The sequence below is a fragment of the Mesorhizobium sp. IMUNJ 23232 genome (genome assembly GCF_044326205.1).
Taxonomy (GTDB): Bacteria; Pseudomonadota; Alphaproteobacteria; order Rhizobiales; family Rhizobiaceae; genus Kumtagia.
The window spans coordinates 12,584-26,657 of the sequence record NZ_JBIRCY010000044.1; the positions used below are offsets into that span (position 1 = coordinate 12,584).

The window sequence follows — 14,074 nt, forward strand, 5'->3', positions numbered from 1 at the left end:
CGGTCTCCGCTGGCCGCCTGCGCAGCCGTTTCGCTCAGCGCGAGTTTCGCCCGCGCGGCATCGCTCCGTCAACGCCGTGACGGCAGAAGTCGAAGCTTAAAGGAGGGTGGGAGGCTGGAACAATGACCCGTTCCGGGCTCGTTAGGGCTGCTTCCTTCCGGACCTGACCCGGTTGGCGAGTGGCGCGTCCACCACCAACCTCCCGAGGCTCATATCGGGGATTTGGGGTGAGAATGCAAGGGTCGCAATGATTTCACCAAGGCTCCCGACTCTTGCTAGAGATGAGCACGGACGGTTGGATGCGCGGCAAACGAGGCGTAGCCAGTTGTGAGGCGGAGCGATGAACCAGAAGAAAATTCGGGCTGTGATGTCACTGCCGGCACCGGAGAGATATTCTCATTTCATCAAGGTAGCGGCAGACAGACGTTTGGTCTGGGGGCTTTGGTCCGACGGATGGGCACTTCACCAGACCGATGACGACGGCACGATCGTTTTCCCGATCTGGCCTGAGAAAGTCTACGCGGAGCTTTGTGCGACCGATGAATGGTCGCATTTCGAAGCGGGCGAAATTGATCTCGACGATCTCTTCGACGAACTCATTCCGCGACTGCGGGACGACGGCAAGCTCGTTACGGTGTTCCCCGTGCCAGGTGTCGGCGGTATCGTGCCTGCCCTTGAAGTCTTGGAAGCAGACCTGCGCAACGAGCTGAGCAGGATCGAATAGGCTCCCGGAAATCATGATAGATGGAGAGTTGGTTTGCTGGAAGACAAGAACAGGCGGACCGCGGCCGCCTTTCCATCTTCCGACTGGTCATACGCTGCTGAGAAGCGTCACATTCGCCCGCTTTCTTCAGCCTCTCGCAATGCTTTCGGGCGATACCCACCTGTCGCAAAACAGTTTATAGACCGCCGCGACCGCCGTGAGAAACTACGCTGCCCGATGACGAAAGTGCCCCTGAAGCTGGAAGAGCTGGTCGACGCCACCCAGCTTCGCCACGACCTCACCGCCCTGACCGCGCCCAGTTCGGGCGACGGCTCGACGGCTGCTGTTCGCGCGCTGGTGCTTGGTGCGCTGAAGGACCGCATCGCCGCCGGAAAACGCCTCGCCGAGCGTCTTCTGATGGAGGATGGCAGCGGCACAGCCTGCGCGCAGCGGCTGTCGCACCTGATGGACGAGGTCATCCGCGTCCTCTACGATTTTGCCGCCACCCACGTCTACCGTGCGAAAAACCCGTCATCGGCCGAACGCATGGCGATCGTCGCGGTCGGCGGCTATGGCCGCGGCACGCTGGCGCCGGGGTCCGACATCGACCTCTTATTCCTGCTACCCTACAAGCAGACTCCCTGGGGCGAGCAGATCGTCGAATACATGCTCTATATGCTGTGGGATCTCGGCCTGAAGGTCGGCCACGCCACCCGCAACATCGACGATTGCGTGCGCCTGTCGCGCTCCGACACCACAATCCGCACCGCCATCCTTGAGGCGCGTTTTGTCTGGGGCGAGCAGGCACTGTTCGACGAGTTGCTTTCGCGCTTCGACCGCGAGGTGGTGAAGGACACCGGCCCCGAATATGTGCAGGCGAAACTCGGCGAGCGCGACGAGCGCCACGCCAAGGCCGGCGAAAGCCGCTATCTCGTCGAGCCCAACATCAAGGACGGCAAGGGCGGGCTGCGCGACCTGCAGACGCTGTTCTGGATCGCCAAGTACTTCTACCGTGTGCGTTCTGGCGAGGAACTGGTGAAGGCCGGGGTCTTCACCCGCGCCGAATACAACCAGTTCCTGAAGTGCGAGGATTTTTTGTGGGCGGTGCGCTGCCACATGCATTTCCTCACCGGCAAGGCCGAGGAACGGCTACATTTCGACATCCAGCGCGATATCGCCGAACGGCTGGGCTACACCAGCCATCCCGGCATGTCGGCGGTCGAGCGCTTCATGAAGCACTATTTTTTGATCGCCAAGGACGTTGGCGATTTAACCCGCATATTCTGCGCGGCGCTTGAGGAAGAACAGGCCAAGCATGTGCCGGGCTTCAACCGCATTTTTTTCACCTTCTCGCGGCGCAAGCGCAAGCTGGCTGGAACCGGCGACTTCATCGTCGACAACCACCGCATCAACGTCGCCGATCAGGACGTTTTTACGCGTGACCCCGTCAATCTGCTGCGGCTGTTCTGGTTCGCCGACCGGCATGGGCTTGAGTATCACCCGGACGCGCTGAAGCTGCTGCGCCGCTCGCTCGACCTGGTCGGAAAGGGGCTTCGCCGCGACCCCGAGGCCAACCGCATCTTCCTTGACATATTGACCTCGGACCGCAACCCCGAGCTCAATTTGCGCCGCATGAACGAGGCCGGCCTGCTCGGCAAGCTGATCCCGGAATTCGGCCGCATCGTCGCGATGATGCAGTTCTCCATGTATCATCACTACACGGTCGACGAGCACCTGCTGCGCTGCATCGGCGTGCTTTCCGAGATCGAGCGTGGAGACGGCGAGAAATTGCATCCACTGTCACACAAGCTGATGCCCGGCCTGATCGCGCAGCGCGAAGTGCTCTACGTCGCCGTGTTGCTCCACGACATCGCCAAGGGCCGGCCGGACGACCATTCCGAGGCAGGCGCCAAGATCGCGCGCCGCATCTGCCCGCATATGGGCCTGTCGCCGGAAGACACCGAGACGGTCGCGTGGCTGGTCGAAAACCACCTGCTGATGTCGATGACCGCGCAGACGCGCGACCTCAACGACCGCAAGACGATCAGCGACTTCGCCGACGTGGTGCAGTCCGTCGAGCGGCTGAAGCTGCTGCTCATCCTCACCATCTGCGACATACGCGGCGTCGGCCCCGGCGTGTGGAACGGCTGGAAGGGGCAGTTGCTGCGCACCCTCTACTACGAGACCGAGTTGCTGCTCACCGGCGGCTTCTCCGAAGTCTCGCGCTCGCTGCGCGCCCAGGCGGCGCGCGACCGGCTGGCCGAGGCGCTCTCTGGCTGGAGCGAGAGAGCGCGGACCAAGCTGGTCAAGCTGCACTACGAAAATTATCTCCTCGCCGTCGCCGTCGACGATCAGGTGCGGCATGCCGAATTCATCCGCGCCGCAGACCAGTCCGGCAAGAAGCTTTCGACCATGGTCAAGACCCACGGCTTCGAGGCGGTGACCGAGATCACGGTGCTGGCGCAGGACCATCCGCGCCTGCTGTCGGTAATCGCCGGCGCCTGTGCCGCGGCCGGCGCCAACATCGTCGACGCGCAGATCTTCACGACATCCGACGGACGGGCGCTCGACACCATCCTGATTTCGCGCGAGTTCGACCGCGACGAGGACGAGCAGCGGCGCGCCGAGCGCGTCGGCGGGCTGATCGAGGACGTGCTGTCGGGAAAAAGCTGGCTGCCGGAGATCATCGCCAAGCGCGCCAAGCCGAAGCGTGGATCAAAAGCGTTCCGCATCGAGCCGCGCGTCGACATCCGCAATACACTGTCGAACCGGCTTTCCGTCATCGAGGTGTCGTGTCTCGACCGGCCGGGCCTGCTGTCGGAGATCACCGGTACGCTGTCGGACCTGTCGCTCGACATCGCGTCGGCCCACATCACCACCTTCGGCGAGAAAGTGATCGACACGTTTTATGTCAGCGACCTGACCGGTGCGAAGATCGAGAACCCCATGAAGCTCCAGGCCATCCGCGCGGCTCTGGCGGCCACGCTGGAGGGCAAGGCGGCCAAAGCCGCCAAGACGGACGAGCGGGCCGCGGCGGAATGAGGAGCGGTAGCGACGACGCCCTCTCCCCCCTCGAGAGGGAGATGTCGCCGAAGGCGACAGAGGGGGTAACCTCAGAAGGCACCTCAAGTAAGTCGCGCACTGCCGCACCGACCCCACCCCCGGCCTACGGCCGGACCCTCCCCTCATGGGGGAGGTCGGTCCGCACATGAGCCTCGTCAAGAAATTCGCCACGGTCGCGTCCGGCACGCTGATGAGCCGGGCGCTGGGTTTTGCGCGCGAGATGCTGATGGCGGCGGCCCTCGGCACCGGGCCGATCGCCGACGCCTTCAATGCCGCTTTCCAGTTCCCCAACACGTTCCGCCGGCTGTTCGCCGAGGGCGCGTTCAATGCCGCTTTCGTGCCGCTATTCGCCAAGGAGATCGAAGCCGGCGGCATCGATGGTGCGAAACGCTTTTCGGAGGAAGTGTTCGGCGTGCTGTTCACCACGCTGGTGGCGCTGACCATCCTGATGGAGCTGGCGATGCCGCTGCTGGTGTCGACCGTCGTGGCGCCCGGCTTCTCCGGCAATCCGCAAAAGCACGACCTCACAGTGGCGCTGGCGACCATCATGTTTCCGTATCTGATGTGCATGTCGCTGGCCGCGATGATGGCCGGTATGCTGAATTCGCTGCGCCGCTATTTCGCGGCGGCCGTGGCGCCGGTGTTTTTGAACATCATCCTGATCGGCGTTCTGGCCTATGCTTGGCATGAGGGCATGGGCGGCCTGGACATCGGCTACGCGCTGGCCTGGGGCGTGCTCGCCGCCGGGCTGGTGCAGCTTGCCATCGTCTGGGTGGCGGTGCGCCATGCCGGCGTGTCGATCGGCTTCCGCCGTCCGCATTTCACGCCAAATGTCAGGCGCCTGCTGGTGCTGGCCTTCCCGGCGGCGATCACCGGCGGCATCACCCAGATCAACCAGTTGATCGGCACGGCGATCGCCTCCGGCAAGGAAAGCGCCGTCTCCTCGCTCGCCTATGCCGACCGCGTCTACCAGTTGCCGCTCGGCGTTGTCGGTATCGCGGTGGCGATCGTGCTGCTGCCTGAACTGGCCCGCGCGCTGAAGGCCGGCAATCTGCAGGAGGCGTCCAACCTGCAGAACCGTTCGGTGGAATTCACGCTGTTCCTGACGCTGCCGGCCGCCGCCGCGCTGCTGGTGATTTCCGAGCCGATCGTGCGGCTGCTCTACGAGCGCGGCGCCTTCGCCGCCACCAACGGCACGCCGGTGGTCTCGGCGATCCTCGCCATCTTCGGCATGGGCCTGCCGGCCTTCGTGCTGATCAAGGCGTTCACCCCCGGCTATTTCGCCCGCGAGGACACGCGCACGCCGATGATTTTTGCCGCCATTTCGGTCGGCGTGAACATTGCCATAGCGCTTACCCTTTTTCCTTCGATGGGCGGCGCTGGCATCGCCACCGCGTCGGCCATCGCCGGCTGGGTCAACGCCGCGCTGCTGCTCGGCGTGCTGGTGCGGCGCGGCCATTGGGGCCGCGACGCCGGGCTGATGAAACGCATCCCGCGGCTCCTCATCGCCTCGGCGGTCATGGCAGGCGCGCTGTATTTCGCCGCCCGCTGGCTTTCCGGCAGCCTCGGTCCCGGCTCGCCCTTCTACGAGCAGGCGGTGGTGCTCGGCGCGATGGTCGCCGGTGCGATGGTGCTCTATTTCGTCACCGTCTTCGCCATAGGCGGCGCGGATATCGGCATGATCAAGCGCAGCGTGAAGCGATCCGGAACCAGGGCCGAGCCGCCAGTGGAGTGATCACGCGGCGCGCGGGCCGCTCATTACCGAGCCGGCAGCCTCTTGCTCTTCGCCCATCGTTCCGCCATAAGCCCGTCTCGATTTTCGCCGCGCGCGAAACGGCCCTCCACAAGCCACGAGGATTTTTTAAATGACCGCCTTCAAGCCGCTCGTCTTCTCGGGCGTCCAGCCAACCGGAAATCTGCATCTCGGCAACTATCTCGGCGCCATCAAGAAGTTCGTCGCGCTGCAGGATACGTCGGACTGCATCTACTGCGTCGTCGACCTGCATTCGCTGACGGCCCAACTCGTCCATGCCGACCTGCAGGACCAGACGCGCCAGATCACGGCCGCGTTCCTGGCGTCGGGCATCGATCCGAAAAAACACATCGTCTTCAACCAGAGCCGCGTCATGCAGCACGCCGAGCTCGCCTGGATCTTCAACTGCGTCGCCCGCATCGGCTGGATGAACCGCATGACGCAGTTCAAGGACAAGGCCGGCAAGGACCGCGAGAACGCCTCGCTCGGCCTACTCGCCTATCCGAGCTTGATGGCGGCCGACATCCTCGTCTACCGCGCCACCCATGTACCGGTGGGCGAGGACCAGAAGCAGCACCTGGAACTGACCCGCGACATCGCGCAGAAGTTCAATAACGACTTCTCCTCCCGCATTGCCGAGCTCGGCGTCGGGGTCGAGATGCAGGTTGGCGAGGAGACGGTGAACGGCTTCTTCCCGATCACCGAGCCTGTCATCGGCGGGCCTGCCGCGCGCATCATGAGCCTGCGCGACGGCTCCAAGAAGATGTCGAAGTCGGACCCGTCCGACCTGTCGCGCATCAACCTGACCGACGATGCCGACACGATCTCCAAGAAGATCAGGAAGGCCAAGACCGACCCGGAAGCGCTGCCGAGCGAGGTTGACGGTCTCGCCAGCCGGCCCGAGGCCGAAAACCTCGTCGGCATCTATGCGGGGCTGGCGGAGATCGGCAAGGATGCGGTGCTGCGGGAATTCGGCGGCCAGCAGTTCTCCGTCTTCAAGCCGGCGCTTGCCGATCTGGCGGTCGAAAAACTGGCGCCTATCGCCTCCGAGATGCGTCGCATCTCGGCCGACCACGCCTATGTCGACAGCGTGCTGCGCGATGGCGGTGAGCGGGCGGGCAAGCTTGCCGAGACGACAATGAAGACGGTGCGTGACATCATCGGGCTTTTGCAAGGCTGAGCGGATTGGTCCTTGGCCCATCCGGCGCCGCTTGCCGCAAGGCTGCGGCGGTGGCAGATTGCGGCCGTTCGGCCGGAGCCTCGTGAGGGGGTAGCGTATGGTCTCGAAACGTCTCAGCCGGGAAGCCGGCCATCGCCGAAAATTCCTCGCCGTCGTCGACGAGACGCCGGAGTGCGAGCGTGCCGTCGCCTATGCCTCGATGCGCGCCAAATCGACGGGCGGGGTCGTCGTGCTGCTCTACGTCATCGAGCCCGGCGATTTCCAGCACTGGCTGGGGGTCGAAAAGATCATGCGCGAGGAAGCACAGGCCACCGCCAACGCCGCGCTCGATATGCATGCCACAAAGGTCCGCACCAGACTCGGCATAGAGCCGGAACTGGTGGTGCGCGAGGGCAAGCCGACCGAACAGATCCACCAATTGATCGAGGACGACCAGGACATCGCCATACTGGTTCTCGCCGCCGGCGCTTCCAAGGAGGGTCCCGGACCGCTCGTCGCCTCGATCGCCGGCAAGAACGCGGCGTTTCCCATTCCGGTCACCGTGGTGCCGCAGAATCTTTCGGATGAGGAAATAGCCAGCCTCACTTGATCGATCCCGGCGCGATTTCCATTTGAGGACCAGGGCAAATGCGGCTTGTACCCGCCGATGAATAAGCCTATTTAGAACTATTCCAAAGAATGACGCACGGAGATGCGGCGATGTTCATCCAGACCGAGGCGACCCCCAATCCCGCCACGCTGAAATTCCTGCCCGGCCGCGAGGTCCTGGCGGAAGGCACCGCCGATTTCCGCGACGCCGCCGCTGCGCGTGAAGCCTCGCCGCTGGCGGGCCGCCTGTTCGACATCAATGGCGTCACCGGTGTGTTCTTCGGCTACGATTTCGTCACCGTCACCAAGGCCGACGGCCCCGACTGGCAGCATCTGAAACCGGCGATCCTCGGCGCCATCATGGAACAATTCATGTCCGGGCAGCCGGTGATGACCCGCGCCGCCCAGGCGCTCGGCGACGCCGCCGAGACCGGCGACGAGTTTTATGACAAGGCAGACGAGGAGATCGTCATCACCATCAAGGAACTGCTGGAGACGCGCGTGCGCCCGGCTGTGGCCCAGGACGGCGGCGACATCACTTTTCGCGGTTTCGAGAACGGCACCGTCTTCCTGAACATGAAGGGCGCCTGCTCGGGCTGTCCGTCCTCGACGGCGACGCTGAAGCACGGAATCCAGAACCTGCTCCGCCACTTCGTGCCGGAAGTCCAGCAGGTCGAGCAGGTATCCTGACCGTCGGCCGGACGGCCGTCTTCTCTTTCACCTATCCCTTGTCCCCTCCGCGGAAACGCGGAGGGGATTTTGATTTCTACCGCCCGGCGTGTGTCCGGATGATTTCGCGCGGCGGTGATGCGCATTGACCTCCAATAGGTCGGCTCCACGCCCCAAAGGTGTATCGCGCCAATCCGGAACCTGGTGAGGCCGGTGGTATGCGACCTGCATTCGCATGAAGCGGTAGTTGTTATATGGGTGCTCCATGTCCAAGCGAATCGCCGGTCCCGAGATCGAACGCCTGATCCAGCTTCTGGCAAAAGTGCCGGGGCTGGGGCCGCGCTCGGCCCGCCGCGCCGCGCTGCACATGATCAAGAAGAAGGAACAGTTGCTCGCGCCGCTGGCCGGCGCGATGAGCGAGGCGGCGGAGAAGGTGCGCATCTGCTCGACCTGCGGCAATGTCGACACCGTCGACCCCTGCATGATCTGCTCCGACCCGCGCCGCGACAGCACGACCATCGTCGTGGTCGAGGATGTCTCCGACCTCTGGGCGCTGGAACGGGCGGCGGCGCTCAATGCGCAATATCACGTGCTTGGCGGCACGCTGTCGCCGCTGGACGGCATCGGCCCGGACCAGCTCAACATCAAGGGGCTGGTTTCGCGCGTGGCGACCGGCGGGGTGACGGAGATCATCCTCGCCGTCAACGCGACCGTCGAGGGCCAGACCACGGCGCATTATCTCACCGACCAGCTTTCCGGCTTCGGCGTTAAGGTCACGCGGCTCGCGCATGGCGTGCCGGTCGGAGGCGAGCTCGATTATCTCGACGAGGGCACACTTGCGGCGGCCCTCAAATCGCGGACTGTGTTTTGACACGAATGGGCTGTAGGCGGCTCGGATGACCTATAGGGCGTCGATCTTTACAGCAATCGCGATGGTGTGGACCCTCGCTGCCGCCAGTCTTTCGATAACTTCTCTCGCCTCCGCCGCGAAAATCGACGACCAGTTCCGCACCTGGCTGGAAAACGACCTGTGGCCCGACGCCAAGGCGCAGGGCGTGTCAAAACAGACCTTCGACGCAGCCTTCAAAGGCATAAGACCCAACCTGAAACTCCCCGACCTCGTCATGCCCGGCGAGAAGGCGAAAACGCCGAAGAAGCAGCATCAGGCAGAATTCGGCTCGCCAGGAAATTATTTCGCCGAAAAGACCATCGGCGCGGTGACGTCCGGCGGACGCGCGCGGGCCGGCAAACATGCCAAGACGCTTGCCGCCGTGGAGAAGCGTTACGGCGTGCCGGGCGAGGTGGTGCTTGCCATCTGGGGCCGCGAATCCGGCTTCGGCGCGGCGAAGATGCCCTACGACGCGTTCGAGGTGCTCGGTACGAAAGCCTTCATGGCGACGCGAAAGGAGATGTTCCGCAAGGAGGTGCTGGCCGCGCTGGTCATCGTCCAGCGCGGGCTGGCCTCGCGCGGCGCCATGAAATCCTCCTGGGCCGGCGCGCTCGGCCAGCCGCAGTTTTTGCCGACCTCCTTCGTCGACCATGCGGTCGATTTCGACGGCGACGGAAGGGCCGACATCTGGAACTCGGTGCCGGACACGCTGGCGTCGATCGCCAATTACCTCGTCCACTATGGCTGGGCGAGGGGCCGCGACTGGGGTTTCGAGGTAACCGTACCGGAGCGCGTTTCCTGCGCGCTGGAAGGGCCGGATCAAGGCAAGAAGATCAGCGACTGGGTGAGCATGGGGATTGCGCGCGCCGGCGGAAGACCGTTTCCGGCCTCCGAGCTTCGTGCCGAGGGTTTTCTTGTGATGCCGGCAGGCCGCGGCGGTCCGGCCTTCATCGTCACGCCGAATTTCTATGTGCTCAAGGAATACAACGAGAGTGACCTCTACGCGCTGTTCATTGGCCATGGCGCCGACCGCATCGCCGGTGGAGACCGTACCTTCGCCGGCCGGTGGGGCAAGGTCGGGGGCCTCTACCGCTCGGACATTGCGGACTTGCAGAAGGCGCTGGAAGCCAAGGGCTATGACGTTGGCGGCGCCGACGGCCTGCCCGGCTTCAAGACGCGGCGTTCGATTGGCGACTGGCAGGCCAAGAGCGGCCGGGCTATTACCTGCTTTCCCGATACGGACCTGGTCGAGGCATTGCGTTGATCGACCGGCGCGCCTGGCGCATGCGCAAACTGCTGGACGGCGACCAGCCGGCGCCGCGCTGGCCCGCGGGCATCGACGTCCGCACGCTCAAAACACCCGCCGACGCAAAAGCCGTGCACGCGCTGCTGATCCGCGCCTATGAGGGCGACGAGGACATCTTTCCGTCCGCCGAGGATTGGTGGGCGCGGTTTTCCGGCGATCCCGAATTCGATGGCGACCTCTGCTTCCTGGCCTTCGATTCCAAAGACGGGCTGGCGGGCGTGGCTCTCTGCTGGACGAGCGCTTTCCTGAAGGACCTCGCGGTGCGCGCCGACATGCGAAGGCGCGGACTGGGCGAAGCACTGCTGCTTCACGTCTTCTCGATCTTCCGGGCGCGTGGCGCGACGCATATCGATCTCAAGGTCGAACTCGACAATGCCGAAGGCATGCGCCTCTACCAGCGCTGCGGCATGGTGCGCGTCCCGTGGGAGGGATGAGCGCCTCGGCGTCACGACCTCAAGCCGCTTTCGCCATCTCCCCGTGCACGCCGGCAAGAATCTCGAACGAGCGTTTTCGCGCAGCGTGGTCGAATATCTGCGCCGTCACCATCAGCTCGTCCGCGCCGGTGCGGCGGATGAAGGCCTCGAGGCCCCGGCGCACGGTCTCCGGCCCGCCGACAATGGCGCAGGACAGCGCCTGAGTGAGCATGGTCTTCGCCATCGCATCGAGCGTCTCGAAGTAACCCTCGACCGGCGGCGGCAGCTTGCCCGGCCTGCCGGAGCGCAGGTTCACGAAAGCCTGCTGCAGTGAGGAGAACAGAAGTTTTGCCTCGGCATCCGTCTCGGCGGCGACGACGTTGAGGCCAAGCATGAGGCGCGGGCTTGCCAGATGTTCCGACGGCTGGAACTGCGTCCGGTATATGTTGATCGCGCTCTCCATCTCGGCCGGCGCGAAATGCGAGGCGAAGGCGTAGGGCAGGCCGAGGATGGCGGCGAGCTGCGCGCCGTAGGTGCTGGAGCCCAGGATCCACACCTTCACGTCCTCGCCTTCTCCCGGCACGGCACGCACATGCTGCGTCGGCTGCGCCGGCCGGAAATAGCTCATCAGTTCGACCACGTCGTTTGGAAAGCCATCGACTCCGGCTTCCAGATTGCGACGCAGCGCGCGGGCCGTCGCCATGTCGGTCCCAGGGGCTCGGCCGAGGCCCAGATCGATGCGGCCCGGAAACAGCGCCGACAACGTGCCGAACTGCTCGGCGATGACCAGCGGCGAATGGTTTGGCAGCATGATGCCGCCGGCGCCGACGCGGATCGTTTTCGTCCCCGCCGCGACATGGCCGATGACCACCGCCGTGGCCGCGCTGGCGATGCCCGGCATGTTGTGATGCTCGGCCAGCCAATAGCGCTCGTAGCCCAGCGCCTCGGCGTGGCGGGCAAGGTCCAGCGTGTTGGCGAGCGATTGCGAAACGCCACTACCTTCCGGCACGGGCGACAGGTCGAGGACGGAAAGCTTGGTCATGACGGGAATCCGGTCTTGGGCTCCGGATATAGGCATGCGCGCGAGCTCGCGCAAAGGCTGTCCCGCTTTACCTGTCGGCCACGACCGGCGCCGCCGCTTCGTCCTCCGCCGCCTCGATCGTCTGCTGCGCGGCCAGAAAATTGCCGACATGGCGCAGGCTGTCGAAATGGTCGCAGAAGACCTTGATCACCACGAGGATCGGAACCGCGATCAGCGCGCCGACGAAACCCCAAAGCCAGGACCAGAACGCCACTGCGATGAAGATCGCCACCGCGTTGATCTCCAGCCTGCGGCCGACCACAAGCGGCGTGACCACCTGCCCTTCAATGACATTGCACAGCACGACGAAGGCCGGCGCGAGCAGCGCATAAGACAGGCTGTCGAAGGTGATGATCGAGATCGCCGCGACCAGCAGGATGGTGGTGGCCGCGCCGATATAGGGAAGGAAATTGAGCAGCATCGCCGCCACACCCCAGACCAGCGGCGTCGGCATGCCGATCGCCCACAGGCCGAGCCCGACCGCCAGCCCGAGCCCGGCATTGATCAGCGTGACGGTGAGCAGGTAACGGGAAATCTCGCGCTCGACGTCGTAGACGACGCGCAGCGCCCGCTTCTTCTCGCTCATGCGCGTGAAGGACTGAACGATCTTCTCGTAGAACAGCGTGCCGGAGGCCAACAGGAACAGCGACAGCACGAAGGTGATGGCGATCGTCGTGGTGCCCGACAAGAGATTGCCGGCCGCCTGCGAGACGATGCCGGGCTGCGCCACCACTACCTTTTGCAGGCCGGGCTCCTGCGTCGTCTCCGCCGCGCGGTCGACCTGGTTCAGGATTTCCAGCAGCCGCTCGAATGGGTGCCTGAGCTCGGTCAGCCTTTCGCTGAGTTTTCGGCCGATCGCCGGCCAGTCATTGGCGAGCGCAATCACCGGGCCGCTCATGAAATAGCCGATTGCCGCCACGGCAGCGACCGTCAGGAACACCAGCATGGTGGCGGAGACGAATTCCGGCACACCGTGGCGGCGCAGCAGGCGGACGATCGGCGTCAGCATCAGCGCCAGCATGAAGGCGAGGGTGACCGGCATGAAGAAATCGCGGGCGAAATACAGCGCATAGACCAGCGCGAACAGGAAGATGCCGATCAAAAGCGAGCGCATCAGCCGTGCATCCGAGGCCGCACGCGCCATGTCCGGCACATCGTTGCCGGAAGAGATCTGTTCTGACATCCGAGCCCCCAAAGGCACGCGCGCAAACGAGATGCGCGCTGTGCCCCGCAAAACGCGGCAGGAGCGTTTCAGGTTCCCGGTGCTTAGCCGGCGGCGCCTGCCAGCGCCGGGGTTGCGGCTGTCTCGCGGCGCACGAGCGGGGCGACTTTTGTGCCGTACAGTTCGATGGCCTTCATGAGCTTGTCGTGCGGCATCAATCCGATCGCCATCTGCAGAAGGAACCGGTCGTTGCCGAAGATCCTGTGCATGGCGACGATCTTCTCCGCGACGGCCTCCGGATCGCCGACGAACAGCGCGCCGTCCGGCCCGCGCGAGGCGTCGAATTGCGCACGATTGGTCGGCCCCCAACCGCGCTCGCGGCCGATGCGGTTCATCACCTCGGCTTGCGGGCCGTAGAAATCGTCGGCGGCCTGTTGCGTCGTTTCGCCGACGAAGCCATGGACGTTGATGCTGGTGGCCAGTGTCTTAGGATCGTGTCCGGCCTGCGTCGCGGCGCGGCGGTAGAGGCTGAACAGCGGCGCGAAGCGGGCAGGCTCGCCGCCGATGATGGCCAGCGCCAGCGGCAGGCCGAGCACGCCGGCGCGGGCGACCGAATTGGGCGTCCCGCCGACCGCAATCCAGATCGGCAGCTTCTCCTGGTATGGGCGCGGGTAGACGCCGCGGTCATTGATCGGCCCGCGCAGCCGGCCCGACCAGGTGACCTGCTCGCTGTCACGCAGCTTCAGCAGCAGGTCGAGCTTTTCGGTGAACAGCTCGTCGTAGTCGCCGAGGTCATAGCCGAACAGCGGGAAGGATTCGATGAAGGAGCCGCGGCCAGCCATGATCTCGGCGCGTCCGCCGGAAATCAGGTCGAGCGTGGAGAACTGCAGGAAGACGCGAACCGGATCGTCGGACGACAGCACGCTGACGGCGCTTGTCAGCCTTATGCGTTTGGTGCGTTCGGCGGCGGCGGCCAGCGCGACGGCCGGCGCGGAGGCGATGTAGTCGGGCCGGTGATGCTCGCCCAGCCCGAATACGTCGAGCCCGACCTGGTCGGCAAGCTCGATCTCCTCGATCAGATTGCGCATGCGCTGGTGCGGCGAGATTTTCCGCGTCGCCGAATTGGGATCGAGGTCGGCGAAGGTGTAGAGGCCGAGTTCCATGGGAGCGTCTTCCGGCTGAGAAAGGATTCGCCCTCACTTAGTCATCGACCGGCCCAGCCACCAGTCGCGACTTGCTGAACAGTCCTTCTCGCTACCGCGACGGC

General features: G+C 64.6%; 12 protein-coding genes and 1 other RNA gene. 9 read left to right on the forward strand and 4 right to left on the reverse strand.

Annotated features, from left to right (window positions below; translation table 11 throughout):
- Positions 1–106: 106 nt before the first annotated feature.
- An RNA gene (gene ffs / locus ACH196_RS26600) (signal recognition particle sRNA small type) lies at positions 107–203 on the reverse strand.
- A gap of 137 nt (positions 204–340) precedes the next feature.
- Between ffs and ACH196_RS26605 the strand changes: the two genes are divergently transcribed.
- The 9 genes from ACH196_RS26605 (at position 341) to ACH196_RS26645 (ending at position 10,585) form a co-directional block, all read left to right on the forward strand.
- Complete coding sequence (locus tag ACH196_RS26605; protein WP_396647633.1) at positions 341–724, forward strand: DUF2750 domain-containing protein; 384 nt, start codon at positions 341–343, stop codon at positions 722–724.
- A gap of 216 nt (positions 725–940) precedes the next feature.
- Complete coding sequence (locus ACH196_RS26610) at positions 941–3,745, forward strand: [protein-PII] uridylyltransferase (RefSeq protein ID WP_396647634.1); 2,805 nt, start codon at positions 941–943, stop codon at positions 3,743–3,745.
- A 166-nt stretch (positions 3,746–3,911) separates the two neighbouring features.
- The gene (murJ, locus tag ACH196_RS26615; RefSeq protein ID WP_396647635.1) at positions 3,912–5,501 is read left to right on the forward strand and encodes a murein biosynthesis integral membrane protein MurJ; all 1,590 of its coding nucleotides are present in this window, start codon (positions 3,912–3,914) and stop codon (positions 5,499–5,501) included.
- A 130-nt stretch (positions 5,502–5,631) separates the two neighbouring features.
- Positions 5,632–6,699 carry a tryptophan--tRNA ligase gene (trpS, locus tag ACH196_RS26620; RefSeq protein WP_396647636.1) on the forward strand — a complete coding sequence of 356 codons (1,068 nt, stop codon included), beginning with the start codon at positions 5,632–5,634 and terminating at the stop codon, positions 6,697–6,699.
- Positions 6,700–6,796: 97 nt separating this feature from the next.
- On the forward strand, positions 6,797–7,288 hold the full coding sequence (locus tag ACH196_RS26625) for a universal stress protein (protein ID WP_396647637.1): 492 nt from the start codon (positions 6,797–6,799) through the stop codon (positions 7,286–7,288).
- 110 nt (positions 7,289–7,398) lie between these two features.
- Positions 7,399–7,977, forward strand: coding sequence for a NifU family protein (locus ACH196_RS26630; protein ID WP_396647638.1), 579 nt, complete (start codon positions 7,399–7,401; stop codon positions 7,975–7,977).
- A gap of 244 nt (positions 7,978–8,221) precedes the next feature.
- On the forward strand, positions 8,222–8,827 hold the full coding sequence (gene recR, locus ACH196_RS26635; RefSeq protein ID WP_396647639.1) for a recombination mediator RecR: 606 nt from the start codon (positions 8,222–8,224) through the stop codon (positions 8,825–8,827).
- 61 nt (positions 8,828–8,888) lie between these two features.
- Entirely contained in the window at positions 8,889–10,109 is a 1,221-nt protein-coding gene (locus tag ACH196_RS26640; RefSeq protein ID WP_396647734.1) for a lytic murein transglycosylase, read from the forward strand.
- Positions 10,106–10,585, forward strand: a complete 480-nt coding sequence (locus tag ACH196_RS26645; protein ID WP_396647640.1) for a GNAT family N-acetyltransferase — start codon at positions 10,106–10,108, stop codon at positions 10,583–10,585. The genes ACH196_RS26640 and ACH196_RS26645 overlap by 4 nt, the downstream gene beginning before the upstream one ends.
- Positions 10,586–10,604: 19 nt before the next feature.
- On the opposite strand, the gene ACH196_RS26650 is transcribed toward ACH196_RS26645, so the two are convergent.
- From ACH196_RS26650 to ACH196_RS26660, 3 genes are all read right to left on the reverse strand, one after another.
- Positions 10,605–11,606 (reverse strand): LLM class flavin-dependent oxidoreductase, encoded by a 1,002-nt coding sequence (locus ACH196_RS26650; protein ID WP_396647641.1) that lies wholly within the window; start codon positions 11,604–11,606, stop codon positions 10,605–10,607.
- A 67-nt stretch (positions 11,607–11,673) separates the two neighbouring features.
- Positions 11,674–12,828: an AI-2E family transporter gene (locus ACH196_RS26655; protein WP_396647642.1), complete on the reverse strand. Its 1,155-nt coding sequence runs from the start codon at positions 12,826–12,828 to the stop codon at positions 11,674–11,676.
- Between the two features lie 83 nt (positions 12,829–12,911).
- On the reverse strand, positions 12,912–13,970 hold the full coding sequence (locus ACH196_RS26660) for an LLM class flavin-dependent oxidoreductase (protein ID WP_396647643.1): 1,059 nt from the start codon (positions 13,968–13,970) through the stop codon (positions 12,912–12,914).
- Positions 13,971–14,074: the final 104 nt, after the last annotated feature.